Origin of the sequence: Fervidobacterium gondwanense DSM 13020 (genome assembly GCF_900143265.1) — a bacterium.
Taxonomy (GTDB): Bacteria; Thermotogota; Thermotogae; order Thermotogales; family Fervidobacteriaceae; genus Fervidobacterium; species Fervidobacterium gondwanense.
Map to the genome: position 1 here is coordinate 159064 of NZ_FRDJ01000001.1, position 25748 is coordinate 184811.

General features: G+C 43.1%; 24 protein-coding genes. 4 read left to right on the plus strand and 20 right to left on the minus strand.

The genetic code is table 11. From position 1 onward, the window contains the following. Position 1: 1 nt before the first annotated feature. From BUA11_RS00705 to BUA11_RS00715, 3 genes are read left to right on the plus strand one after another with little or no spacing between them, the layout of a single operon-like run. Positions 2–415: a methylglyoxal synthase gene (locus tag BUA11_RS00705; protein ID WP_084634281.1), complete on the plus strand. Its 414-nt coding sequence runs from the start codon at positions 2–4 to the stop codon at positions 413–415. Beyond that, positions 399–1466: an AI-2E family transporter gene (locus BUA11_RS00710; RefSeq protein ID WP_245789404.1), complete on the plus strand. Its 1068-nt coding sequence runs from the start codon at positions 399–401 to the stop codon at positions 1464–1466. The genes BUA11_RS00705 and BUA11_RS00710 overlap by 17 nt, the downstream gene beginning before the upstream one ends. 46 nt (positions 1467–1512) lie before the next feature. Next, positions 1513–1995 (plus strand): RNase H family protein, encoded by a 483-nt coding sequence (locus tag BUA11_RS00715; protein WP_072757305.1) that lies wholly within the window; start codon positions 1513–1515, stop codon positions 1993–1995. Positions 1996–2057: 62 nt separating this feature from the next. On the opposite strand, the gene BUA11_RS00720 is transcribed toward BUA11_RS00715, so the two are convergent. The 6 genes from BUA11_RS00720 to BUA11_RS00745 form a co-directional block, all read right to left on the minus strand. Then, the gene (locus BUA11_RS00720; protein ID WP_245789406.1) at positions 2058–3629 is read right to left on the minus strand and encodes a phosphodiester glycosidase family protein; all 1572 of its coding nucleotides are present in this window, start codon (positions 3627–3629) and stop codon (positions 2058–2060) included. A gap of 133 nt (positions 3630–3762) precedes the next feature. Next, positions 3763–5067, minus strand: a complete 1305-nt coding sequence (locus BUA11_RS00725; RefSeq protein ID WP_072757307.1) for a pyrimidine-nucleoside phosphorylase — start codon at positions 5065–5067, stop codon at positions 3763–3765. Between the two features lie 22 nt (positions 5068–5089). Beyond that, entirely contained in the window at positions 5090–6388 is a 1299-nt protein-coding gene (locus BUA11_RS00730) for a sensor histidine kinase (RefSeq protein WP_072757309.1), read from the minus strand. 7 nt (positions 6389–6395) lie between these two features. Then, complete coding sequence (locus BUA11_RS00735; RefSeq protein WP_072757311.1) at positions 6396–7115, minus strand: response regulator transcription factor; 720 nt, start codon at positions 7113–7115, stop codon at positions 6396–6398. Between the two features lie 184 nt (positions 7116–7299). Then, complete coding sequence (locus BUA11_RS00740) at positions 7300–8853, minus strand: hypothetical protein (RefSeq protein WP_178137730.1); 1554 nt, start codon at positions 8851–8853, stop codon at positions 7300–7302. Beyond that, on the minus strand, positions 8834–9442 hold the full coding sequence (locus BUA11_RS00745) for a BTB/POZ domain-containing protein (protein WP_072757312.1): 609 nt from the start codon (positions 9440–9442) through the stop codon (positions 8834–8836). Before BUA11_RS00745 ends, BUA11_RS00740 begins: the two co-directional genes overlap by 20 nt. Positions 9443–9557: 115 nt before the next feature. Here BUA11_RS00745 and BUA11_RS00750 point away from each other — a divergent pair, with 115 nt between their 5' ends. Next, the gene (locus BUA11_RS00750; RefSeq protein ID WP_072757313.1) at positions 9558–10436 is read left to right on the plus strand and encodes an Hsp33 family molecular chaperone HslO; all 879 of its coding nucleotides are present in this window, start codon (positions 9558–9560) and stop codon (positions 10434–10436) included. Here BUA11_RS00750 and BUA11_RS00755 read toward each other — a convergent pair. The 14 genes from BUA11_RS00755 to deoC are packed head-to-tail and all read right to left on the minus strand — an operon-like array spanning position 10422 to position 25746. Beyond that, positions 10422–12212 carry a polysaccharide biosynthesis protein gene (locus BUA11_RS00755; RefSeq protein ID WP_245789408.1) on the minus strand — a complete coding sequence of 597 codons (1791 nt, stop codon included), beginning with the start codon at positions 12210–12212 and terminating at the stop codon, positions 10422–10424. The two genes, BUA11_RS00750 and BUA11_RS00755, sit on opposite strands and share 15 nt — an antisense overlap. Beyond that, on the minus strand, positions 12209–13480 hold the full coding sequence (gene murA, locus BUA11_RS00760; protein ID WP_072757315.1) for a UDP-N-acetylglucosamine 1-carboxyvinyltransferase: 1272 nt from the start codon (positions 13478–13480) through the stop codon (positions 12209–12211). The genes BUA11_RS00755 and murA overlap by 4 nt, the downstream gene beginning before the upstream one ends. A 26-nt stretch (positions 13481–13506) precedes the next feature. After that, positions 13507–14088, minus strand: a complete 582-nt coding sequence (locus BUA11_RS00765; protein WP_072757316.1) for a diguanylate cyclase domain-containing protein — start codon at positions 14086–14088, stop codon at positions 13507–13509. A gap of 12 nt (positions 14089–14100) precedes the next feature. Further along, on the minus strand, positions 14101–14736 hold the full coding sequence (locus BUA11_RS00770) for a hypothetical protein (protein WP_072757317.1): 636 nt from the start codon (positions 14734–14736) through the stop codon (positions 14101–14103). After that, positions 14733–15746 (minus strand): rod shape-determining protein, encoded by a 1014-nt coding sequence (gene mreB / locus BUA11_RS00775; RefSeq protein WP_072757836.1) that lies wholly within the window; start codon positions 15744–15746, stop codon positions 14733–14735. Before mreB ends, BUA11_RS00770 begins: the two co-directional genes overlap by 4 nt. Then, a complete protein-coding gene (gene alaS / locus BUA11_RS00780; RefSeq protein WP_143145230.1) occupies positions 15746–18346 on the minus strand; it encodes an alanine--tRNA ligase in 2601 nt (866 codons plus the stop codon). The genes mreB and alaS overlap by 1 nt, the downstream gene beginning before the upstream one ends. A 53-nt stretch (positions 18347–18399) precedes the next feature. Continuing rightward, positions 18400–19248: a phosphatidate cytidylyltransferase gene (locus BUA11_RS00785; protein WP_072757318.1), complete on the minus strand. Its 849-nt coding sequence runs from the start codon at positions 19246–19248 to the stop codon at positions 18400–18402. After that, the gene (gene uppS, locus BUA11_RS00790; protein ID WP_072757319.1) at positions 19241–19933 is read right to left on the minus strand and encodes a polyprenyl diphosphate synthase; all 693 of its coding nucleotides are present in this window, start codon (positions 19931–19933) and stop codon (positions 19241–19243) included. Before uppS ends, BUA11_RS00785 begins: the two co-directional genes overlap by 8 nt. Then, a complete protein-coding gene (gene frr / locus BUA11_RS00795; protein ID WP_072757320.1) occupies positions 19933–20487 on the minus strand; it encodes a ribosome recycling factor in 555 nt (184 codons plus the stop codon). The genes uppS and frr overlap by 1 nt, the downstream gene beginning before the upstream one ends. Before the next feature lie 29 nt (positions 20488–20516). Next, positions 20517–21500, minus strand: coding sequence for a 2-C-methyl-D-erythritol 2,4-cyclodiphosphate synthase (locus tag BUA11_RS00800; RefSeq protein ID WP_072757321.1), 984 nt, complete (start codon positions 21498–21500; stop codon positions 20517–20519). A gap of 41 nt (positions 21501–21541) precedes the next feature. Further along, positions 21542–22525, minus strand: a complete 984-nt coding sequence (locus tag BUA11_RS00805) for a DUF4899 domain-containing protein (RefSeq protein WP_072757322.1) — start codon at positions 22523–22525, stop codon at positions 21542–21544. A gap of 51 nt (positions 22526–22576) precedes the next feature. Continuing rightward, entirely contained in the window at positions 22577–23824 is a 1248-nt protein-coding gene (locus tag BUA11_RS00810) for a glucose-1-phosphate adenylyltransferase (RefSeq protein ID WP_072757323.1), read from the minus strand. Between the two features lie 15 nt (positions 23825–23839). Then, entirely contained in the window at positions 23840–24955 is a 1116-nt protein-coding gene (gene glgD / locus BUA11_RS00815) for a glucose-1-phosphate adenylyltransferase subunit GlgD (RefSeq protein WP_072757324.1), read from the minus strand. Positions 24956–24996: 41 nt separating this feature from the next. Further along, positions 24997–25746, minus strand: coding sequence for a deoxyribose-phosphate aldolase (gene deoC, locus BUA11_RS00820; protein ID WP_072757325.1), 750 nt, complete (start codon positions 25744–25746; stop codon positions 24997–24999). Positions 25747–25748 lie beyond the last annotated feature (2 nt).

The window sequence follows — 25748 nt, forward strand, 5'->3', positions numbered from 1 at the left end:
TATGGAAAGAATAAAAGTTGCGCTTATCGCGCATGATAAGAAGAAACTAGATCTTGCGATGTTCGTTAAGGAGTGGAAGGATGTCTTTTCAAAGTGCGAGCTTTTTGCAACGAGCACGACAGGGAAGGTTATAGAAGAGAAAATCGGGCTTAAGGTGAATAAGTTCCAGTCAGGTCCGTACGGTGGGGATTTGCAGATCGGTTCAATGATCGTGAATGGCGATATAGATTTCGTGATATTCCTCAGAGACCCACTCACTGCCCAGCCACACGAACCAGACGTGAGCGCGCTCCTTAGAGTGTGCGACGTACACAACGTACCACTCGCAACAAATCTTGCTACCGCTGAAGCGCTCGTGCTGGAAATAGAAAAGAAGATCACGAAAGGGCAGAATGCTGATGGGGAAGAAGAGTGAGAGGCAGAATAAGATACACGATGAAAGGCCAGAGATGACTGAGGGTATAGCTGAGAGGAAGAACGGGATTTTTAAGAATCGCGATGCAGTTTTGGTTTTGATATACTTTTTTGTTTTCATCTTCTTTGCTGCCAAAGTGCCGTTTGTGGTCGGCGCTTTAGTGCTGGGGTATTATTTTTCGACAGTTCTCAGCGTGCCGTACGATTACGTTTTGAGAAAGACGAATAAGAAATATTTGGCTGTTGCATCTTATGTTCTGGTCGTTCTTGTGTTCGTGTATGCTGTTGTGTCTTTCTTTCCGATGATAATAAACCAGATTAGAGAGATTGTAGCGAGTGCAGAGAAAACGCATCTGAACTTTGAACTGCCAAAGTGGGTTTCGGAGCTTTTAAACGAGGTTAAAGCCAACATTTCGTCGTTTTTGGGTTCGATAGTTAAGTACGTTGTCGGAATCGTGCCGTCGTTGATAACGATGGTTATGCTTCTGGTTGTGACGATGATCGGAATAGAGAGTATACGTGCGTATTTCGGAAGGAAAGTGAATTTGCTGTTCGTTGATGATCCAAAATACGGCGAGTTGTTTGCAAGAACGTTCTTTTCTGAAGTCAAACGTTATCTGCGAGGGCAGGTGCTTGTGTCGTTTATTAGCGCAACGCTGACAACAATAGGGCTGTACGCTATCGGTGTGCCTTCGGCATTCACATTGGGCGTGCTGAGTTTCATCGGTGGGTTCTTCCCGTTCGTCGGCTTGCTCTTCACGGCTGTTCCGATGTATTTACTCGCGTTCACTTCACGAGGGTTGATTGGTATTGTGTGGCTCACAGTTCTTCTTGTAGGTGTCAATCAAACGGAATCCTGGCTTTACGGTCCAAGGATTCAGGGGAATAATTTGAAATTACACTGGTTCGTGATACTGATTTCGATTTTCCTGCTCGGAAGCATTCTCGGGTTTGTGGGTGTTTTGATTGCGCTACCGATATTGTTGTTCATTCGTAGTTTTTGGAGGTTCTATGTCCTTGGTGCGTCAGATATGAAAAGTAATGCACGTTAATAATATATGAGAAGTAGAGCAAACTGTACAGGAGGGTTTCAGTATTTTGAAAGATAACGTTTGTTTGAAAGCTTACACCGATGGGAGTTTTAAAGATGGAGTAATCGGTGCTGGGGGAATTATCAGTGATGGACGTACTGTGATTGTAGAATTTTCCTTTCCGCTTTATTCCGAACCTCTTGCACAACACAGGAATGTTTCAGGCGAGATTTATGCGGTGATGTATTCGATTTTCTGGGCGTGGAAGAATGGGTACAAGTGTATTAAGATATTCCACGATTATTCTGGATTGGCTCACTGGGCAAATGGAGAGTGGAAAGCGAATACGGAAGTGACAAGGTTATACAAAGCTTTTGTCGAGCATTTAAAAAAAGCGATGAAAATAGAGTTTGTCAAGGTTGAAGCGCACAGAGGAAATGCGCTGAATAATTTAGCTGACAAGCTTGCTAAGATGGCTTTAGAAGAAAAGAAAGAAGCCCCGTTATTTGAGGAATTTGAAGATCTTGTTGAGAATTTTCAATATTCATAGCGAATTTTTAGACAATAAAGAAGGGCGGTTTTATCCGCCCTTCATTTTTGGAATTACTCGAGTTATTTCACACCCAGAGCAACGGGGATATTCCTTGGTGTACCGCTTGTTACATACTTTCCTGCGTAGACCATCGCAGTCGAGCCGCCACCGTCGAGCATCATCGCTGAAATATAACCTTTCGATTTGAGGAACTGGGCAGCTTCGTCGAAGTTCATACCTGAACCGCTGAGACCTTCTATGGTTATGAGGTGCACCTTGTTGTCTTTTATGGCTATTATAGTCCTCTCCGTCCTTGTCGTTGGGATTCCTCCGCCGTATCTGAGTTTTTCTTCAGCAGCGTCCGGGATTATGTTGCCGTCCTGTAAGAGCAGAGGACCTGCACCTACTGCGTTCTTAACTTTGTAACCGTTGTCGGTGTAGAGCTCTACAGAAACAGTTTGACCAACAGCAAGGTTTGGAAGGAGTTTTTTTACCAATTCTGTGCTGAGCATTATCACTTGAGATTTGTCCGGTACGTACTGAACATATCCGATTGAGGATATCTTTCCACTTTTGACAACAACGTAGGTTTTTGTCCTGTCGTTCGGGATTTTTAAGTTGAACTCTTCGGTGTATATATTAACTTCTCCCAGTGCGGTTGTGTTTACGCCTTTGACAAGTAAGAGAACATCACCGATTCTGACAGTTATATCAACATACGCTTTCTTGATGAAGACTTGGTTGTCTGTCGTCTGGATGAACATGGGCCTCAAACCGTACCTGTGAGATAGCACTTTTCCATTCGCGATGATTATATCTATCGGCAGTCCAGTTGCAGGATCGAAGTAATTCGCATTGACACCGTTGGAATATCCGTTCTGTGAAAGAATAGTCTGCAGTGTAGCTGTCGAGCCTATGCCTTTTGCAGGAAGGAGTGGTGTGATGTTTACATATTTTGGCTCAACGATGATGTAGTTAACAGTGAACGTTCTGCCAGCAAATGATTCAGTGCGTTTTAGGTAGTCAATCTTTTTTATTACTGGCACGTATGAGATCCTCAGCACACCATTTGAAATGCTTACATCGTATTCTGAGATTGGTTTTGAAAAGGATATAGAAATCGTGTTGTTAGTTTTTGAAAGCGTTAACCCTTCAGGAAGTTTTGCAGTGCTTGTTGCCGGGAAGAATTTGATAGTAAGTGTGTTGTTCGACAATGATGTTGTGAAGAACTCTTTCCTCATCGGAATGGACGATGTTATCCACAACTCGTCTTCTGTGTACGTGACAGAGGTTATGGTAATTGGTTTGTCGTAGTATATGTCGTTTTGCTTTGAGAGATTCAGGAAATTAGCTATGAAATCGGCTTTCACGAGTATTTGGCCGTTCGAGACGGTGTACGCGTTCGGTACGAATTGGTCAAAGTCTACGATAAAATCACCTGAAGAGCCTATAACGAGTCTCTTGCCGTATATGAGATATACTTTATCGTTCTTAACTATGCTGAACCCTATTTCGCGCAGTTGTTGTTCTGTGAAGTATCCGTTAGCAGGTTCTATGATTTTGTCAGAAATTAAAAAAATCTGGGCAACCGACAAGGATGCCATCGCTATCAATATTAAGAAAACAAAGCTGAAGGCTACTTTTTTGTGCACCGCTTACACCCCTTTGCGCTCTTTTCTTCGTCTTTTCTGTGATTATTATAACATCTATAAGGCCGTTATACAACTGAAAAAATAAGAGGGCACATGCTTAGGTTGTGCCCTCGTTTTTTCTCGTAAATTGTTGTTATTTCACAATACCGAGGATTATCGGCTTGTGTTCAGGCTTTTCTGGGCTGAATTTGTAGCTTTCTAAGAGCAATTTTCTCGCGGTTTCTGTGTCGCTTTTTTCTGATACGTACATCTTTGCAATCGGTTCGCCTTTCTTGACGTAATCGCCAAGTTTCTTGATGATTTCTATTCCGACACTGTAGTCTATCGTGTCTTCCTTCGTCTTCCTTCCAGCACCAAGGTAGTTCGATGCAATGCCTATTTTTTCAGTATCTATCGCTGTGATGTATCCATCTTCAGGCGCGGTGAATTCGACTATTTTGTCTGTCATCGGGAGTATCTCTTTTGGTTTGTCGACAACTTCAGGATTTCCGCCCTGGTATTTTACGAATTCTCTGAACTTTTCAAATGCTTTTCCGCTTTCAAGTGCATTCTTTGCAAGTTGTACGCACTCTTCGTAAGTGCCTTTTTCTGCAAGGTGGCACATCCACGCAGAGAGCGTGATGCACAGCTGGGTGAAATCTTCTGGTCCGTTGCCTTTCAATGTTTCAATCGCTTCAAGGACTTCGAGTGAATTTCCGACCATCTTTCCAAGTGGCACATCCATGTTGGTGAGAACAGCGACTGCCTTTTTGCCGTGCGATTTGGCTATGCCGACCATCGCTTCGGCAAGCTCTGTTGCCTGTTCGATGGTTTTCATGAATGCACCGCTTCCAACTTTGACATCGAGCACGTAGCCATCTGCACCGCCTGCGAGTTTTTTGCTCATGATGCTCGCAGCGATGAGCGAGACTTCGTCAACTGTTGCTGTTGCGTCTCTGAGAGCGTATATCTTCTTGTCCGCTGGAACCAAGTTCGCAGTTTGTCCTACAACAGCAATGCCTATTTTCCTGACGTTTTCGAAAAATTCTTCTTCTGTTAGCGATGTGCGAAATCCCGGTATCGATTCGAGCTTGTCTATCGTACCGCCAGTGTGCCCAAGTGCACGCCCTGACATCTTTGCAACCGGTACGCCGAGAGATGCGACAATTGGTCCAACGACGAGCGTTGTCTTATCTCCAACACCGCCTGTCGAGTGCTTGTCTATCTTTATGCCAGGGATAGATGAGAGGTCAACTTTGTCTCCAGAATTCGCCATGACTTCTGTGAAGATTGCCCTTTCCTCTGTGTCCATGTGCCTGAAATAGATAGCCATGAGGAACGCGGACATCTGATAATCAGGAATTTCACCTTTGACATAGCCGTTTACCATAAACTCAATTTCTTCTTTCGTGAGTTTTCCGCCATTTCTTTTTTTGAGGATTATATCGTAAGCTCTCATTTTGATACCTCCAAGATTTTATCTACTTTCTGTTATTCTGAAGAGCTTCATTTGATTTTTCTGATTGCTCTTTGAGGTCTTCCGTGTACTTATTGAATATTACCCTAAACGTGGTACCTTCCCCAACTTTACTTTCAAATGTCACCTTTGCATTGTGTTTTTCTGCAATCATCTTTACAATCGACAACCCGAGACCAGTTCCGCCTACCTTTCTGCTGCGCGCTTTGTCAACTCTGTAGAACCTTTCGAAGAGCCTTCGCTGCGCATCTTCAGGTATGCCCGGACCTGTGTCTTTTACTTCGAAGATTATCATGTTTTCTTTTTCATAACATCTTGCAACGACCTTCTTCTCGCCTGCCTCTTTTATAGACGTGTATTTAACAGCGTTGTCGACAAGGTTGAGAGCAAGTTGCACAAGCCTGTCGAGGTCACCGTAGACAGTCTTTGGCTCGTCGCACTCTATTTGAAGCTCTACGCCATAGTCCTCTGCGAGAGGTTCTAAGATGTTGTAAACTCTGTCCATGACGTGACACATTTCAACAGGACCGAATATGAACTTCGCATCGCCGGATTCAAGTTTTTCAAGGTCGAGTAGGTCGTTTATGAGTCTTGTCATCCTTGCAGATTCGCTCTCGATAACAGCAAGAAACTTTCTAACAAGCTCTTTGTTTGAGAGGTCGTCGTCGAGCAACGCTTCAGCATAACCGTGAATTGATGTAAGCGGCGTTCTCAGTTCGTGCGATACATTGGAGATGAATTCTCGTCTAAGCTTGTCGAGTTGTTTTTCTTTCGTTGTGTCGTGCAAGACGATGATGTATCGCTCGCTTTCTTCGTCGAACTTAATCGGGACGATTTTTGCATCGTAATGACGTGTCTCAGCATCGACGTTCAGCGCAACGTCACCGCTCTGCAGCTCGCCAGTTTGGAGAGCCTTTTCAAACATCTCGAGAAGGACATAATTCTCTATGATTTCGAAGACTTTCCTTCCCTCAACGCCGGGGCGCGTGATGTCTCTACCGGCTATGTTTGCAAATGTTATCGTTCCATCACCACGAGCGATGATTATTGGGTCTGTTATGTTGTTGAGTATCGTAAAGACATTTTTCCTCTCGCGCTCGCTGTCGGCTATCTTTTTCTCGAGCTCTTCGAGGCGCTTCCTTAATCGCTCATAGATATATAGGGGAGGAGTGCCAGCCTCCTCTCCTATACTTATCGCTATCTTGTCGAAGTATTTGGAATATACTCTTTTCTTACGCTGCTCGTTAATAAACAGCACTAAGAAAACAAGTGCAAGTAGTATAGACGCAATTAAAAGTGCCATCTATAAATTATTCTTCCTTTCCTGGGTCTCTGAATTTGTAACCTTTTCCTCTAACCGTGACAACGTATCTTGGATTTGATGGGTCATCTTCTATCTTCGTTCTGAGCCTTCTGATGTGCACGTCTACAGTCCTTGTGTCACCAAAGTAGTCGTAACCCCAGAGTTTGTCAAGCAGAACGTCTCTTGAGAAGACTTTACCTTCGTTTTCGGCGAGGAACCTTAGAAGGTCGAATTCAAGCGGCGTGAGAGATACTTTCTTGCCCTTGACGCGAACTTCGTACTTGTCGATATCGATTTCCAAGTCTTTTGCAACTATCTTCTTCGGTTTTTCTTCTTTGACAACTGTTCCGAGCTGTATTCTTCTGAATACTGCCCTTATTCTTGCGAGGAGTTCCCTTATGCTGAACGGCTTGACGATGTAGTCGTCAGCTCCGAGTTCTAATCCGAGCACTTTGTCAAATTCTTCTCCCTTTGCGCTGAGGAATATTACGGGAGTAAGTTTGTGCTTGTCGCTTGCGCGGATGTTTCTTACAAATTCAAAACCATCCATATTTGGGAGCATGATGTCTACGATGAACATGTCCACGTCTTTTTCTTTAAGCTCTTGGAGTGCTTTTTCCGCGTCTTCAACGGGTACGACTTCGTATCCTTCTTTTTGAAGAGTAAAGCTGACCAGTTCGAGTATCTCGGGTTGGTCGTCAATTACCATAATCGTCTTTTTTGCCATCCTTGTTCCCTCCTTAAATTGATGTTGAATTTCTTTAAAATTATACCACAAAAGTTTACCATTTGTAAAGTGTTTTTTCGAAAGGATTGAAAGTGGCTTAAATGTTACAATGTTACGAAAACAGATAAAAAACCGGGTAGTTTCACACCACCCGGTTGTTATCTAGATATTATTTTGTATTTCTTCAGAAATTATAGCTGACTTGTGCGGAGAGGAAGTATTTTTCAAAGTCGATTGTCTTGTACAAGAGCGTAATGTTTTTCCAATTCGCTTTCACGCTGAAAATGTTGTAAGTTCTTTCCCCAGCTTTTTCAGGAGTGGTTGCACCCGATTCTGAAACATTCCCAGCCCAGCTGTCCCAGAACCATTTCCATCTAATCGTACCGTTGTCGTCAACAAGGCCTTTTGTAAGCATGTTATACACAACTTCAAAGCTTAAATCCTGGATTTTTCCATTAAGCCCTGCGGAGAACATCTTCGCATCAGGTCCGTAGGTGAAACCGAGTGGGTAATCGAACATGAACCTGCCACCGAGATTGTTTTCAAGATCGAAGTGTCTTACGTTGATTCTGAGGTATGGCAAATAGTTCGTTACGTACATCCACTCTCCTATTTCATCGTACTCAGCCCAAATGGAAAATTCACCGAAATCGTATTGAGCACCTATGTTGTAAGATGAAGCACCGGGTTTGTAACCGGAGCCAGTTTCGGTAGGACCCACGACGTCATCTAAAACGTATTCTCCGTAAATTTTCAGTGAGTTCCACAAAATCGAAAAGTCCAAGCTCCCTGTCACGTTCCTGTAACCTTCGCCGTATGTGTTGTGGAAGATAAGTATTGGATTTATATCTATCAGATCAAGATGCTTTCCACCTACAACGTTTAGTTCACCCAGACCAAATCGTGTTTTCACATCTCCAACATTGCCGTAAAAATCAAACCTGTGTGCGATTATGTACTTCGACGGTTCGTAGAAATATCTTCCAGATGTGTGCTGGTCTGAGTAGTTCCTCTGAATATCATATTCTTGGTTCGAAAGGAGCGGATAAGAGGCTATAGCGTGGAACGTATAAATCATCGTTGGGAATTTGATCGTGAATGTCAAGTTGTCCTGATATGTCGTCGGTGAGATGTGGACAGGATATTTCGCATCTCCCCATTTGAGCGGGAATCTTCCGATTGAAAGGTAGAGATTATCGTTCGAGTAATAAATGTAACCCATTCGTGGAAAGTTCAGATCAACCGAGAGCTTTGAGATGTCGAGTGGATTTAGTGGATTGAACGGTACATTTGTGTGGTCTGATAGGGTAACGAGCTTGTTTGTGTATTCCTTTTCGAACGGCAGTTCGAGATACAGTGCGAAATCTCCAACTTTGTAGTCCAAAATTATGTTTATGAACGGTGGAATATCTTCTGATAAGTAGAACACGTTCTCAGCTGGATTGGCAGGAACACCCCACCAACCAGAGTACTTTGTCACAATCGAGCTCGACCAGTCGGCTGTGTAGAGTGCGAAGTTGATTTCAGTCTTTACGATTTCTTTTGTGCTTTGTTGGTTATCTAGATTTAGCCAATTGGCAGGAACAGGAAGTGAGCCGTAAGATGTTCCAATATTAGTATCGTAGATTAGATTTGCAAGAGATGTTTGAAAGAACAATAAAATTAACAAAAAAGCTGTGCACTTTTTAGTGCACAGTTTTATTCTTTGATTTGTCATTTTACAATCTTCTAAATGCATCGAGAACCGCCTCCGCAACTGCGCGTTCGTAATTTCCTTCAATTACAGCTGTACCTATAATGCCTTCTTCAATGTTGTTGTACTGTTTAGTGATGTGGACAAGTATGTATTTTTTGCCAACGAAGTACACTTCGGCGACATCGTCAAACGAGAGTGCAAAGTCATGGATTTCAGAAAGCGCATTTAAGACAGCATTGCCTATAATCCTCGGGATGTTGCGAGATGTCTTTGGACCTGAGAATTCGCCGTAGAATTCTTCTTCGCCATGTTCTATGGTCACGTTTACCCGTATGTTTCGCTCGTCTATGTTTTCTATTTTTAAGTTTGCTATCTGGTACGGTAGGATTTTTTGGGTCTTGACATCTGCTTCAACTTGTGCGATCGATATGATCTTTCTATCAAGTCTTATGCCCGTACTTGCAAGGACAACTGTCTCAATGTCTCTGACGAGCTGTTTGGGACTCTTGTCGCTTGTTGTGATGACGTGAATTTCATGGAGTGTCGAGTTGTCTCCCACAACTTTGACAGCCTTCACGCCAGGCACTTTCGATATCAGCTCTTCTACTTTTATGGCATCTAAGGTAGGCATACAATCCCCCCATTTTCACCCTTTACCATGTTAATTATACCACAATTTCCTTAGTGCAATACTAATGGTATAATTTTATGAAAATGATTGAAAAATATTTCAGGGAGGTAGTCGTATGGGGAAACTAATCCACGGGACAGCTTACAGCGGAATGCTAAGGTTTTCATTGATAGATTCTAAGGATATTGTCCAAACGTCTAAAGAGAAGCACGGCCTTTCCTATCTGCCGACCGTTGTTCTCGGACGGTTCATAACAGCATCAGGTCTGGTCGTGCCTTGGCTCGGTGAACGCGAGTCGATTACTTTTGTGTTGTCAGGAGATGGACCTGCGGGCAATGTTGTCGCACAATCGAATGCCGCAGGTCATGTGAGAGGATATATATCAAACACGAATTTTGAGTTGCAGCCGAATGAGATTGGTAAGTTCGATGTTAGACAAGCTGTTGGAAATGGCGAATTAACAGTTGTGCGAGATGTTGGGTTGAAGACACCGTACGTTTCAAAAGTACCAATAATCTCTGGCGAGATCGCAGAGGATGTGGCGTATTACTATACAAAATCTGAACAGATCCCTTCAGCATTTGCACTCGGTGTGCTGATGGACGCTTCCGGTGTCGTTCACGCAGGTGGGCTCGCGATACAGATATTGGACAGAAATCTACCGGAAGATGTAATTTCAGGTATAGAGAAAAGGTTGAATGGGTTTTCAATCAGTCATGAGCTTGAAAAGGCGAGTTTGGAAGATATAGCGAGATATGTTATAGGCGACGAAGGGCTACTCTTCGAAGAGAAAAACGTTGTGTTTAAGTGCTCGTGCAGTAGGGAGAAGGCCTACGAAGCGCTCAAGTTATTCGAGTTAGGTGATTTGTATGAGTTGTTAGCCGAAGGTAGAGCAGAGATCACGTGTAAGTGGTGCTCTGAAAGGTACGAGTTTGGATCAGATGACATTAAGGATGCAATCGAGCTGAAAAAATCAATATCAAAACAGGAGTGATTTTATTAGTTCAAGCGCTGAGTGCTCTTCTCCCTGGGTCCAAAGCTCCATCGCTCGATTGACCATTTCTTCTATTTCTGCATCTTTCACTTTCAGGTTATTGTATCTCACCCTCGAAATCTTTGGGTGATGTGTAGGTTCCGGAGTTTCATAGTCGTAAAATAGTTCTTCTTCAAGCTTTTCACCGGGCACGGCTCCTGTGTAGGTAATTTGTATGTCCGGCTTGCCCATGAGTTTTGCGAGGGTTTTCGCGACGTTCTCCACTGGTATTTGTTCTCCCATGTCGAGTACGTAGAGTTCTTTTTTATTCGCGTATGCCCCCGCCTGGATGACGAGTGAGACCGCTTCCGGAATACTCATCCAGTAGCGTTTCATCTTTGGATCAGTGATCGTGATAGGCCCACCTTTTTCGATCTGTTTTTTGAATTTCCAAAGGACACTGCCGCGACTACCAATCACGTTACCAAATCTGACAATTGAAAATCGTGTTGGACAGTCATTACTGATTGATAGAAGGTAGAGCTCTGCAATTCTCTTGCTCAAGCCCATATAGGATGTTGGGTTGACAGCTTTGTCAGTTGATATGAACACTAGTCGCTCTACACCGTATTTGCAAGAGAGCTTGGCTAGATTTATAGTTCCGATTACGTTCACTCTAAGCGCTTCATAGAGGTTATTTTGCATGAAGAAGACGTGCTTGTGCGCGGCGGCATGGAAGATTATTTCCGGATGGTTGGTTGATATAATGTGCTCGACGAATTTCGAGTCGGTCACATCTGCGATTATCGGGATGATTTCTACATTTTGGTTTCTTTCCCTCAGTTCGTTGTATATTTCATATATGCTGTTTTCGCCCCTGCCAAGTATGAGTAGTCTTTTCGGTGCAAAGTTTATAACTTGCCTTGCAATTTCTGAACCGATGCTCCCGCCTGCGCCGGTTATAAGCACAACTTTTCCGGAGATGTAGTCGCTTATCGATGACAAGTCAACTTTCACAGGCTCTCTACCGATGATGTCTTGTATCGATAGTTCTCTCAAATCTTCTATCGTTGGTTCTCTTGTCAAAAATTCCGAGATCGAAGGGAATGTCTTGACCTTCACCCTGCTCGTATCTACTTTTTCAGAGATCCGCGCAAGGACTTCTTTTGAAGCGGAAGGAATAGCTATCAGTATTTCATCAAGTTCAAGTTCAGCAATGTATTTGTCGAGCTCATCTATTCTACCGACAACTTGCACGTTCGCTATGGTCTTGTTTATCTTAGCTGGGTCATCGTCGAAGAACACAACAACGTTGCCGTAATTCGTTCTTTTGATTTCGTTGAGTAAAATAACTCCAGCATCGCCGGCTCCGACGATTCCTATTCTTTTGCCTGAAGATTTTCTGATGCTTAAAAGGTATTGGTACATCGTTCTTGCACTGAAGAGTAAAAAGTAACTACCGAGGAACGTGAGCATTCCAACAGACCTCGGCAGTACTGCGATTCTTGTAAAATGCAAAAACAGTATCGTCGATGCGTAGCCTATGAATAAGCCACGAAGAAGTTTAAGAAATTCGATAGGCTGTGCGTAGCGCCAAACAATTTTGTATGTGCCGTTTAGTAGGTTCGCCACGGCTGTTATGCCAATTAGCACAAAAACACCGGCTGCGTATTTTCGCATCTCTTGAAAATCCCATCCGAACCTCACAAAGAGGGCGGTAACACCAGAAAGGATTAAGAGAAGAGTGTCTATCAGAAAGAGCCAGGAATTTCTTCCTAAAGTGAGTTTATATTTCAAATCTCTGGGACACCTCCGGGGACGTATCTTAGTTTACCTCCGATTTTGCTGAATTTTTCAACAACATGCTCGTATCCTCTGAATATGTGTTCTACTTGTGTTACCTCTGTTGTCCCCTCTGCTGCCAAGCCTGCAATGACAAGGGCGGCAGTTGCCCTTAAGTCAGTACCCATTACTGTTGTGCCTTCGAGCTTCTCAACACCGTTAATGAATACCGTGTTCTCCATTATCTTCATGTCAGCACCCATTCTAACAAGTTCCCCAACATGCGCGAAGCGAGTTTTGAATACGTTCTCCGTAACTGTGCTCGTACCTTGTGCCAAAGCAAGATAAACAATTATCTGTGGCTGTAAATCTGTTGGGAAGCCGGGATAAGGCAGGACGTTTATGTCGCACGATTTCCATCTGTGCCAGGATTTCAGCTCTACAAAATTTGAGCCCTTCTTAACAATAGCACCCGTTCGTTCAAGTACGAACCAGAGTGCGTCGAGGTGTGATGGTTCAACGTCTGTTATCACACCTTCGCCACCTGTCGCAAGGAAGGCGATAGCGTACGTTCCCGCTTCTATCCTATCTGGAATCACTGTGTGCTCACATCCGTGGAGTTTGCGAACACCTTCCACAACTATCCTGCTCGTGCCTGCACCAGTTACCTTCGCACCCATTTTATTTAATAAATCTTGCAGATCGTTTATTTCGGGTTCCATTGCAGCGTTCTCGATTATCGTAATTCCAGGCAGTAGTGCAGCTGTGCTCATCACGTGTTCTGTTGCCCCTACGCTCGGGAATGGTAGATAAACGGTCACTTCCTCAGGTTTTGTTCCTCGTTTTGCCAATATTTCGCCATGATCGTACGTTACGTCGAACCCAATTCGTTTTAGACCCTCGATGTGGAAATCTACCGGGCGAACACCAATCGCACAACCACCGGGAAGCGGTGTGCTTGCTTCACCCATCATTACAGCGATTGGACCAAGCACGTTAAAAGATGCGCGCATCTTGCGCACAAGGTCATATGAAACGTGGGTGTGCAGTATAGGACCTGAGATTCTGATAGTGTTAGTATCCTTTTCAAAGATTACTTTTTTGCCAACCGTTCTGAGTATATCTACCATCGTCTCTATGTCAGCAAGGACTGGAACTTTATGGAGAACTACTTCTTCTTCCGTCAATAACGTGGCAGCCAAAAGTGGCAATGCGGAATTCTTAGCCCCAGATATCTTAACTTCACCACTAAGAACGGATTTTTCGGTGATTATCGAACCCATCGTCTTTTTTTCTCCTCTCCGAAAATCTATTCAACTGTTCTGACCAGTTCTTCAAGATTAGTCGAGTCGTCTGGATAGCTTGCAAATTTTATTGTTACATCGATATTATGTAGCGCCATAGCGTTTTCGATTCTTTCTCTAACCTTTTCAGCTTGTTCTTTTGTTATTTCTGTGAGCAATACCATGAACTGGTTTTCCGCGTACCTTCCAACGCTGTCAAGTGGCACCCTGACAAGCTCCTTGAGTAATTTCCCTATTCTCAAGAGAGTGTGTTCTTTCTCCATCTGGTCCATTTTCTCAAAGTTGTTGATGGTTATCGTCACGAGGGCATATCCGAAGTTCTCTTCAAATGCTTTCTGGTGATAATACGAGATGAGTTTTAAAAGGTGCTCCTGCGAGTACACCCTTGTAAGTGGGTCTATCATTCGTTTTGTTCCGACGTCTTTAATGAAATCGTCGAAAACTTCGAACTGTTTTTTCATAATCGAGGAATACTCATTCAAAAGTATCTCAAGTTCTGACTCCCGCATTTTTAATCTCGTCACTTCATCTTCGAGCTCCATGACTTTTCTGAGAAGTTCTTCTCTGCTTAATTCTTCGTAACCCATCTTCAGTCCCCCTCACTTTTGAGGATTTTCCTCACTACCTGTGTAATCTTCCAGCAAGATTACTTTACTTCTTATTTTTGGTATATTTATTAAAAATTCGCCCTCCTTGAATACACCTAAGTTGATCCCACGTTCTTTGAGCAACTTTCCGTATGGCATATATTCGGAAAGATAAACCATGCCTGAAAGTTTATCGACATCGATTGTTGGGTCTGGTATCGTTATTCTGTATTTCTTGTAATACCCAACTACGCTGAGGTCCGTCGCTGATATTGTGACAGGGAACTCGCTCTCCCACCATTTCGTCACATACCCAACTTGTCCCGTCTTTTCAACAAAGCCTATCAACTTGCCTTCCTCGTTGATTATTATACCTCTTTTTTTCAAATTGCGAACGTACAGCCCTCTGAGTTCCACGCTTAACACATCTAATAACTCTGGCTTTTTATTTTCAAATATCGTTATGTATTGAACTGTTACGTTTTTTTCAAAATAGTTTTCGAGACTTGTCTTCGCGATATAAAGCGGATATGCTGCATTTGAAAATACTGAATGTAGCAATTTTGCTATTCCGTTGTCTGTAAAAACATCAAGAAAGAATATTGTAAGAATAATTATGAACGTTAACGTCAGTTGATTAATCTTCATTCTGCAGTTTTCAACCTCGCCAGTATGTCGATTTTGTCAAGCACCATTCCGGCACCTTTCGCAACGCACGTCATCGGGTCTTCAGCCTGGTAAACTTTGATTCCTGTTTCTTTGGACAACAGATCTGTTATGCCTCTTAAAAGTGAGCCACCACCAGCTACAACGATTCCTCTTTCCGTTATGTCCGCAACGAGTTCTGGAGGCGTATTTTCAAGCGTAACTTTCGCAGTCTCAACTATCTGCATCGCTGTCGGTCTTATCGCTTCACGTATTTCACCACCAGTGAGTATGAGGCGCTTTGGAAGTCCACTTGAAAGTTCTATTCCAACAACTTCCGTTTGGAGTTCATCAAATTCTTTTAGTGGATAGACATTACCTATTTCTATCTTAACGCGCTCTGCTGTCCTCACTCCAATCGAAACTCTGTATATCTCCCTGACGTACTGTATTATCGCTTCGTCGAATTCGTCGCCCGCAATCCTTGTTGAGGTTGACGTGACTATTGAGCCGAGCGATATGACGGCTGCTTCTGTTGTTCCACCACCTATGTCTATAACCATGTTTCCCTGAGGTTCTTCAACCGGTAAACCCGCACCAAGTGCTGTTGCCATCGGCTCTTCTATCAAAAACACCTTCTTCGCGCCGGCTTCTTTTCCAGCAGTAAGCAATGCTCTGCTTTCAACTTCCGTAACGCCGACTGGAACGCCGATGACTACCCTTGGTCTGAAGAAAGAGAATTTTTCCTGTGCTTTGTTTATGAAGTACGTAAGCATCGCAAGTGCAACGTCGTAATCTGCGATAACTCCGTCTTTTAACGGCCTTATCGCTTGTATGTAACTCGGCGTTTTTCCAAGCATCTTCTTAGCTTCGACGCCAACTTTTATTATCTCATTCGTTTCTACGTTGATCGATATGACGGAAGGTTCGTTTATTACAATCCCCTTCCCCCTTACGTACACGAGCGTGTTCGCCGTGCCAAGGTCTATTCCGAGATCAGACCTGCCAAACATCATTGCACTTCCCTTCTGATTATTTTTTCAAACAATTCAAGTGCTTCAGGTATCTTTTCCTGCAACTTTCCGCCTGCTTGTGCAAATGTTGGACTTCCACCACCACCGCCGCCAAGGACCTTTGCAACAGCTTTGGCTATGTTACCTGCGTTGTATGTGCTTGTCAGTTCTTTTGGTACTTTGATTGTGAAGACGATTTTTCCTTCAAGTTTGGATATGAGCAGGACGATACCCTTTATCCTTTCAGAGACATCGTCAGTCAGGTCTTTCAGCACTTCAGGCTCGACGGAATCAAAGACAAACGATAGGTAATTGATTCCTTCGAAGCTCTTTGAACTGCTGGCTATCGTTTCCGGGTTTATGAGCTTTATTTTGAGGCTTGCAAGTTCCTTTTCGAGAGCTTTCTTTTCTTCTATTATCTTTTCGACTTTTACACTTATTTCGCTCATCGGCACTTCAAGGCGTTCTTTCAAGCTTTCCAAAATCGATTCGCGATTTCTCAAGTATTCGAGCGAGTTCATTCCAGTTATCGCTTCTATTCTCCTCACACCGGCACTAACCGCACTTTCGGAAATTATTTTGAAAAGTCCAATCTCTCCCGTGTTTCTAACGTGCGTACCTCCGCAGAGCTCTTCGCTGAAGTCTGCCACTTTTACGACCCTGACGAAATCTCCGTATTTTTCTTCGAAGAGAGCCATCGCACCTTCTTTAACCGCTTCGTCGTAGCTCTTCACTTCAGTGACAACCGGAATGGCTTGCAGAATTACTTCGTTTACCATATCTTCTATTTGTTTGATTTCTTCTTTTGTCAGTGCCTGGTAGTGAGTAAAGTCGAATCTCAATCTTTCCGGTTCAACAAGAGAACCTGCTTGGCGCACGTGTGTTCCCAATACCTTCCTAAGTGCTGCGTGCAACAAGTGGGTTGCAGTGTGGTTTCGCATTGTCCATCTTCTTTTTTCATCAACAGCGGAAAGTATCTTTTCTCCTACCTTTATCTTACCATACAGTTTACCTTTGTGGACAATTATACCCTCAACTGGATTGTACACGTATTCAACTTCAAATCTTCCGTTTGACCAATTTATAGTGCCCCTGTCTGCAACTTGTCCACCTTTTTCTGCGTAGAATGGTGTTATGTCAAGAACTAACTCACATTCCATGCCTTCTGTTTCGAGTTCTTCGACAAATTCGTTGTCCTTCTTGATCTTCAGGACAGTGCTTTCAGACTCCATCGTGTCGTATCCGACGAATACTGTTTCTAAATCAAGCGTTTCGTACCCCGTTTTTTGAGCAAATTCCACTTCGCCCTGGGCTTTTCTTGACCTTTCGCGTTGCTGCTGTAAGTATTTCTCAAACCCTGCCTCGTCGAGCTCGTAGTTGTTCTCCTGTGCGATGTCTCTGAGTATATCTATTGGAAAGCCGTATGTGTCGTAGAGCTTAAACGCGTCCTCAGCTGAAATCTTTCCGCTTGCAGAGACTATTTTCTGCACTAATTCAAGACCTCTCGAAAGGTTTGTAATGAACTTCTGCTCTTCCGCCTTAATGATCGTTTCTACAAAGCTCTGCTTCTCAACAATCTCAGGATAGACGTGCCCCATCTTTTTCACTACGCTGTCGACTATTTTGTAAAGGAATGGCTCTTTTGCACCGAGAAGTGCGCCGTGCCTGAGCGCTCTTCTAAGCACCCTTCTAAGTACGTAACCTCTTCCTTCGTTTGAAGGAAGCACTCCGTCTCCTATCATGAACGTGACTGCTCTGACATGGTCGGCGATAACCCTTATCGATACGTCTTTTTTCGGATCTTCTTTGTATTTTACGTTTAGCACGTTTTGGATGGTGTCAATTATAGGCTTGAAGAGGTCAGTATCGAAGTTCCACAGTACGCCCTGCATCATTGCGCTGATACGTTCAAGTCCAGCGCCGGTGTCTATGTTCTTTCTAGGTAGCGGATGTAATTTGCCCTCTTCGTCTTGGTAAAATTCGGTAAAGACGAGGTTCCAAATTTCAATGAATCTGCCATCGGTGTTTCCCGGATTCGGTGTTCCGCCATCTTTCACGGGAACTTCTATACCTGTGTCATAGTGTATCTCAGAGCAAGGACCACAAGGACCGGTTGGACCAGCAGGTCCCCAGAAGTTGTCTTCTTTACCCATCCTAATTATTTTGTATTCCGGCACACCTATGCTCTTCCAGATTTCGAACGATTCGTCATCGTATTCGTATATGGTAACCCACAATTTTTCTTCCGGCATTTCAAGGACTTTAGTGACGAATTCCCAAGCCCATGCGATAGCTTCTTTTTTGAAGTAATCACCAAATGAGAAGTTTCCAAGCATCTCAAAGAACGTGTGGTGCCTCGGTGTGCGCCCAACGTTCTCTATGTCGTTAGTCCTAACACATTTCTGGCATGTTGTGACTCTCGGATATATCGGGTCGACTTTTCCCCAAAATATAGGTTTGAACGGTACCATACCTGCAACTGTGAACATGAGCTGCGGGTCGTCTGGAATGAGCGAAGCACTCGGGAGTCTCTTATGGCCTTTGGTTTCAAAAAATTTCAGATACGCTTCTCTAATCTCATCGCTAGTCATGTATTTCACAAAACTACACCTCCGCAATTATCTTGTATTATCATTTTCACTCGTCTTAGATTTTAGTAAAAAAACTTAAATAAGATATAGAGAATTGGTGTCATGAAGAGTAATCCATCGATTCTGTCGAGCATTCCGCCGTGTCCTGGCATCAGGTTGCCCATGTGCTTGACATTGTAGTGGCGTTTTATGGACGATTCGAATATGTCACCAAATGTATCCATAATGCCCGTTGTGATTGCAATTACGACAGCAAAAATCGGAGTTATGTGCATGTTCGATTTGAAGAGGCTGTTAGCAACGAATTGGTAAATCAGTATGTAAACAAACGTTCCGAAGATTCCTCCGTAGAATCCTTCCCAGCTTTTGTTTGGGCTATAGTAACTTCCGAATTTGTGCTTTCCCATAGTCATGCCAAACGCGTAAGCAAAACTATCGTATGTCCAAGAAAGCGTTAGCGTAAGCAGTGCTATAGCAGCTCCATATACATCGTACAGCGGGATAAAAAACGAAAGCAAAAAGCTTATGTATACAAGCGCCACTGAGTAAGCAAAATAAACTTCGGTTATTATCTCCCTATCTCTAACTTTGCTGAGTGCAACGATTATTCCTACCATGAATATAACGGAAAGTAATTCCATCGGGTATTTTCTAAAAGCTACGCCGTAGAGTATAGGATACGTTGTAACGATAGCAGAGTACGTTATCGCGAGCCAGCTGTTTATTCTTTTGATAGTCGTAAAAAAGAATTCACTCGAGCTTATTAAGACAATCGCAGCGACGAGTCCAACTAAGCTCTGGTACGAGACAAAGCAAAATACGACAAACGGTGCAACTATTAGAGCACTTATAATTCTTTGAATAGTCTCTTTCTTTAAAGAGCTGTTTTTCTTGCTCTCCACTTTACCCATTCCCCCTGATACCCCCAAATCTGCGTTCGCGCTTTCTGTAGGATTCTATGGCCCTGTCAAGCTCTTCTTCGCTAAATTCAGGCCAAAGCAAATTGGAAAAGTATAGCTCACTGTAGGCAATCTGCCAGATTAAGAAGTTGCTTATCCTCATTTCACCCGAAGTGCGCACAACAAGGTCCGGGTCTGGAACATCCGGTGCGTAGAGGTAGTTTTTGAAATTTTCTTCGCTGATTTCAGCTTTTTCTTCGAATATCTTTTTCACAGCATCGACTATCTCAGTCCTGCCGCCGTAGTTCAACGCCATGATTACTTGTATTTTTGTGTTATCTTTTGTCTTTTCTTCATACTCAATGCACTTTTCTCTAACGATGTCCGGAAGTCCGTCGAGCCGTCCAATGAATCTGAGCCTCACGTTTTCTTTCGACATGCGCTCGTAAAACTCACCTATTTTTTCAACAAGAAGTCCTAAGATGAATTCAACTTCTTTCGGCGGGCGTTTCCAATTCTCCGTTGAAAATGCATAAAACGTGGTGTATTTTACACCACGTGCTGCACACCATCTAACAACTTCTTCTATTTTGTAAGCTCCCACGTAATGGCCGTAGGTTCTCGGTTTGCCCTGTTTCTGCGCCCAACGGCCATTACCGTCCATTATGAACGCTATATGGGTTAATGGCTTGTCCATCAGAATTCCATAATCTCCTTTTCTTTCTTTTCAAAGAGTTTATCGAGCTCGGCTATGTATCTATCAGTCAAATTCTGAATCTCTTTTTCTAATCTTTTTTCATCATCTTCCGATATCTTTCCATCCTTTTTGTCGTCTTTCACATCTTTTAGTACATCACGTCTTATGTTCCTTATCGCTATCTTGCCCTCTTCTACTATTTCTTTTGCCTTCTTTACCCACTTTTGTCTCTGTTCGGTTGTTGGTGTTGGGAAGTTGATTCTCACAACCGTTCCATCGTTTACAGGTGTCAATCCGAGGTCGCTTGCAAGTATCGCTTTTTCAATGGCAGACAACAGGTTTCTCTCCCAAGGTTTAACTATGAGTTGGCGTTCTTCTGCCGTTACTTGGGCAACCTGGAGAACAGGCGTTGGTACTCCGTAGTAGTCTATTTTTATTTCTTCAAGAACTGCAGGCGTTGCCCTTCCAGTTCTTAAATGCTTTAGCTCTTCTGCGATTTTTTCGACGGATTTTTTCATCTTCTCTTCAGTTGACTTTATGTAGCTATTTACCATCTCCCACACCTCCATCGTTTTTGCAATTTTTATGATATCTTATCCACATTGCTCACGCAGATCGCAGTTATTCCTTTCATCTGCGATTCAGGGTATACGTCGTTTCCGCTCTTGAACTTCACAGACACAGGACATCGGAGTATATCTTCAAGTTTTTGAGATATATCCTTTCTGTAGTTTTTCAGTCTTATCGGTGAAATTATAACACAATCCACTGAAGATGGAAAGAATCCGCTTTTGTTAATCGTTCTTACAACTATATCGAGCATCTCTATACTGCTGCGTCCCCTGTTCTCGTCATTTTCTGGGAATATAGACCCGATGTCGCTTTTCAGCGTTACTCCAACAAGACTGTCTATTATGGCGTGAGAGAGAACATCGGCATCGGAATGCCCTTGGAGTCCCAAGTTCGAGTCTATTTCAACACCGCCGATGATGAGTTTCCTCCCCTCAACGAGTGGATGTGTGTCCCAGCCGATTCCACCCATATTTTCGTAGTCACAGAATTTTGAAAATCGCCTCAGTTTCGGGTGCACCGGTCTTTCTTCTGTAAAATTAAAACGAGCGAAGATATCGCTATCCAACGCATCGACTATTATTTTTCTGTAACGGCTTGATTTAATGTACTTATAAAGTAGCCACTCTTTTAATTCCCCCGCTAACGAAACTATGTACAGATCATCTATAGCAAAATCCATCAGCAGTCTTTGGATGATGTAGATCATCTTCGATCCAACTGGAACAATTTTGAAACCAAGAACGTTAAACCAGCGCTGGTATCCGTGTCGAAATTCAGCTTTTGTGGCATATAGAAGAACCCCTTTGACGTCACCATCACTCTCCAACACGATGCAGTTGCGCTTAATAAAAGGTGGTACATCCATGTCAAATGCCTTCTTTATATATTTCTGAGCATTCGAACCAAAAAGTTCATCGTAGAATTCTTTCTTTTCTTCGTAGACGAGGCTTACAACTTGTTTTATGTTATTTTCATTCAGCTGTGTTTTCCTCAATGTCTTCCACCCCGTAGTTCAAGTTATTTTTGCGCTGAACTTTATTTCATAAACAAGTATATGATTATCAGCAGTGCTCCAGTAACGAGGAGTGTGGTCATGAAAGATATTAGAAGCTCCGAACCGGTTGTTGGTGGTATCTCAACTTTTATAGACCTTGGAACCTTTTCAATATGCTCTTTTTGTTCAGTCTGCTGCCTTCTCTTTTTGATAAAATAAGTTTCATCACTGAGAATCTTAAGTGCTGGACTGATAAGAGCTTTAGCAATTAATCCTTCTGAAAGTTCCACTTTTACTAAGTAAAGGCTCCCGCCGCCTACTCTCACAAGTTCTTTGCTAAGAAGCGTTGCTTCAATTGAAAATTTGTCAGAATCGAAGTTTGGATAGAGCTCCCTCAGCTTTTTTTCGTATTTTCCGGGGTTTAAAATGACGACAGGAATTTTATCACCTATGTCAAACTGGACAATTGAAGTTCCGTTAATTGGGTCTATTACGGGAAATGCTTCTGGCAGATCCACTACATCCGCTCTTGTGTAAACCTTTACAACATTTTCATCAGAAAAATCTTCCTGCATGCTGAGAAACGTGTATGCAGAATATTCTTCAAGAAACATACCTTGAGCCCGTACGTCAACTTCCATCTTCGGGCTCCATTCTTCGAGCAGATCAGATATTATGACCTTCATAACTTCTGTATCCGACTCCTTCACGGCAGTCGAGAACTCAATACCAAGTGGAATTTTCCCCCTCCTGTTCAGCATGTTGTTAAGGTACGCTAAGAATGCGATAGTTACATCGTGCCCACCCGGTATTGCTTTTATCTCTTGTTTGGCTTTTTCGAGCTTTTCCTTAAATTCTCTAAGGTCTTCATTCAGTGTGATGCTGTCGATTATATTTGAATAACGCAAAGGAACAACCAAGAAATCAAAATCGGGTGCGCTGTTCGTTTTTCCAAAAAAATATCCAACTATGTCTTCTGCTGTTCCTTTACTTCGAGCACGAACTTTTATAAAATAAAGATCCACCTACTATTCCTCCCAGCAAGATTGCAAAGTATATTAAACATATCAAAGAAATTAAATGTAGTATCCGCCACTCTCTATCTGCGTTCCTTTCGGTACTATCCGGTCGTTGCCAATCACAACGTTCTTACCGAAGACACATTCTTCCTCCACAACGGTGTCCATTCCGATAACTGTTATGTGTGAATCGTAGACCTTTTTGTCGTATTTGCTCTCGGCAAATTCACCTATGCCTATCTTGCAACCGTTTTTGATTATGGTATTTTCCGCCACAATCGCATCTTCAATGTACACGTTATCTCCAATCTCAACTTTTGCCATTATGACGCTGTTTTTAATGACGCTGCCTTTGCCAAGTTTTACACCCTGAGCTATAACGCTATTTTCAATAGTTCCGTAGATTTCACAACCCTCGCTCACTATTGAATTCCTTACTTCGCCTTCAGGAGCTATGTATGCCGGTTGCATTTCTTCAGACCTTGTGTAGATGCGCCAATTCGGATCATGGATGTTAAACGGAGGAATGGGCCTCACGAGTTCAAGATTCGTTTCCCAATACGATCTTATAGTTCCTACATCTTGCCAATACCCTTCGAATGGGAATGCATACACACGGTCTGTTGTGAGGATATTCGGTATTATGTTTTTTCCAAAATCATGGTCGCTCGATTCGTTTTTCGCATCTTCGATGAGCACATCTTTTATGAATTTCCAATTGAAGACGTAGATACCAAGAGAAGCTAAGTTCGATTTCGGTTCTTTCGGCTTTTCTTGGAATTCAACGATCTTGTTGTCGATGTCCGTTATCATTATCCCGAATCTGTGGGCTTCGCTGAGCGGCACTTCCATACAGGCTATCGTCGCCAGTGCATTCTTCGATATGTGGTAGTAAACAAATTCGCTGTAGTCCATCGAGTATATGTGGTCACCAGAAAGAACGACAATGTATTCTGGTTCGTATTCGTCTATGAATTCGATGTTTTGGTAAACCGCATCGGCTGTTCCTTTGTACCATACGCTCTCAGTAAGCGTAGAATATGGCTGGAGTATCGTAACTCCTCCACCCTTTCTATCTAAATCCCACGGTTTGCCGATACCTATGTGTTTGTTGAGCAAGTGTGGTCTGTACTGTGTAAGCACACCTATTCTGTATATTCCTGAGTTGACGCAGTTGCTCATGGTAAAATCTATTATCCTGTATTTTCCACCAAATTGAACGGCGGGTTTGGGTATTTTTTCCGTCAGTACTCCGAGCCTCGTTCCTTGACCACCTGCGAGTATCAAACCAAGCACGTTCTGCATCCCCTTCACCCCCCGCTATATAACCATCCATTTTTCTAAGACCACAGGCTCAAAATCGCCGATCAGCATCTGCTCTGCGCGAACTACGCAGTTCTTGTCTATTATTGCATTTCTCACTATAGCCCCTTCTTCAATAACGCTATCTTGCATAATTATCGAGTTCTCAACTCGAGCACCTGCGCGTACTACAACTCCCTTGAAGAGCACAGAATTTTTGACATTTCCAGATATAATACAGCCATCAGCGACTATCGAGTTACTTACCTTCGCAGTACCCGTGAATTTGGCAGGTGGATAGTCTTTCAATTTTGTATACACCTTTCCGTACTTCACAAATAATTCTTCGCGAATTGCAGGGCTGTTGAGAACTTCCATGTTCATTTTGTAGTACTCTGCTATTCCTTTCTTGACATTTCTCCAGTATCCGCTGAACTCGTACGCGTATACTTTCAGCTTGGAAAGGTTTGGTATTATCACGTCAAGCAAAAGGTCGTATTTACCAGCTGGTACTGTATCATAAAGGAGCTCGAGCAACAAATGCTTGTTTATGAAGTAAATACCTAAAAATGCTTTTCTTGTCGAAGGATTCTGAACTTTTTCCTGTATCTGTGTTATCCTACCGTCTGGCTCAGTTGTTACAACCCCATATTGTGTGATGTCGTATGTTTCATCGAGTTCTTTAACTACGAGTGTTACATCGGCACCTTTGGCGAAATGGTAGCTGTAAATGTCGTTGTAAAGCATTTTATAGATATGGTCGCCGGAACCTATTATTACGTAGTCCTCATCGCCTCTTCTGAGCATCGTGGTGTTTTGGAATAGAGCATCCGCTGTACCACGATACCAGTACTCTCCGGTCATTCCAAGGTAAGGTTGAAGTATGTACAATCCACCGTGTTTTCTATCAAGATCCCATTCTTTACCTGAGCCGAGGTGGTCCATAAGACTGCGCGGGTTGTACTGGGTTAAAACACCTACTTTGTATATGCCGGAATTGACCATGTTGCTTAGCGTGAAGTCTATTGCACGGTACTTTCCAAAGACCGGTACGGCGGCACTTGCTCGTTTGTAAACGAGCTTACCAAGCGCATCGCTCTTGCCCCCTGCCAAAATTAGACCCAAAACTTTCATGCGGACCACCCCCTATTTATAGTGTTCAAATAACGATTTAATCAATATCCTCCCGAGGTACTCGTCTTTCTCGTGACGATAGCAACTCCCGAGCTCGTGCCTATTCTCGTTGCGCCAGCAGATAACATCTTTAATGCATCTTCGTAAGTCTTTACTCCACCTGATGCCTTAACTTCTATTTCACCATCAACCGCCCAGCGCATCAATTGAACGTCTTCGAATTTGGCACCGCCTGTGCCAAAACCTGTAGACGTTTTTACGAATTTTGCACCTGCAAGTTTTGAAATTACCGAAGCTGCAACTTTCTCTTCATCTGTGAGGAAGCATGTTTCGATTATCACTTTAACAGGTACTTTCGCCGCTTCAACAATTGATTTTATGTCATTGTACACGTATTCGTAATCGCCTTCTCTGAGTTTTCCGATGTGTATAACCATATCGATTTCCTGAGCGCCATTTTCAACCGCCCATTTTGTCTCTTCAACTTTCGAGTGCGTGCTCGTTGCACCGAGCGGGAATCCAACAACCGTCACTGTGAGCACATCCGAGCCTTTAAGCATCTGCGAAACCATAGGAACAAAGGATGGATTTATGCATACGCCTTTGAATTTGTATTCCAACGCCTCTTTGCAGACCGCTTTAATTTCCTCTGTCGTTGCGGTAGGTTTGAGATTTGTGTGATCGATGTAGGTGTTGATGTTGATTTTACTTGGATCTATATCTATGACGTCTGGTTTGTAACTTTCTTTGAATGATCTGAGTTTTTCTTCGACCTTTTTTCTTATATCCATGT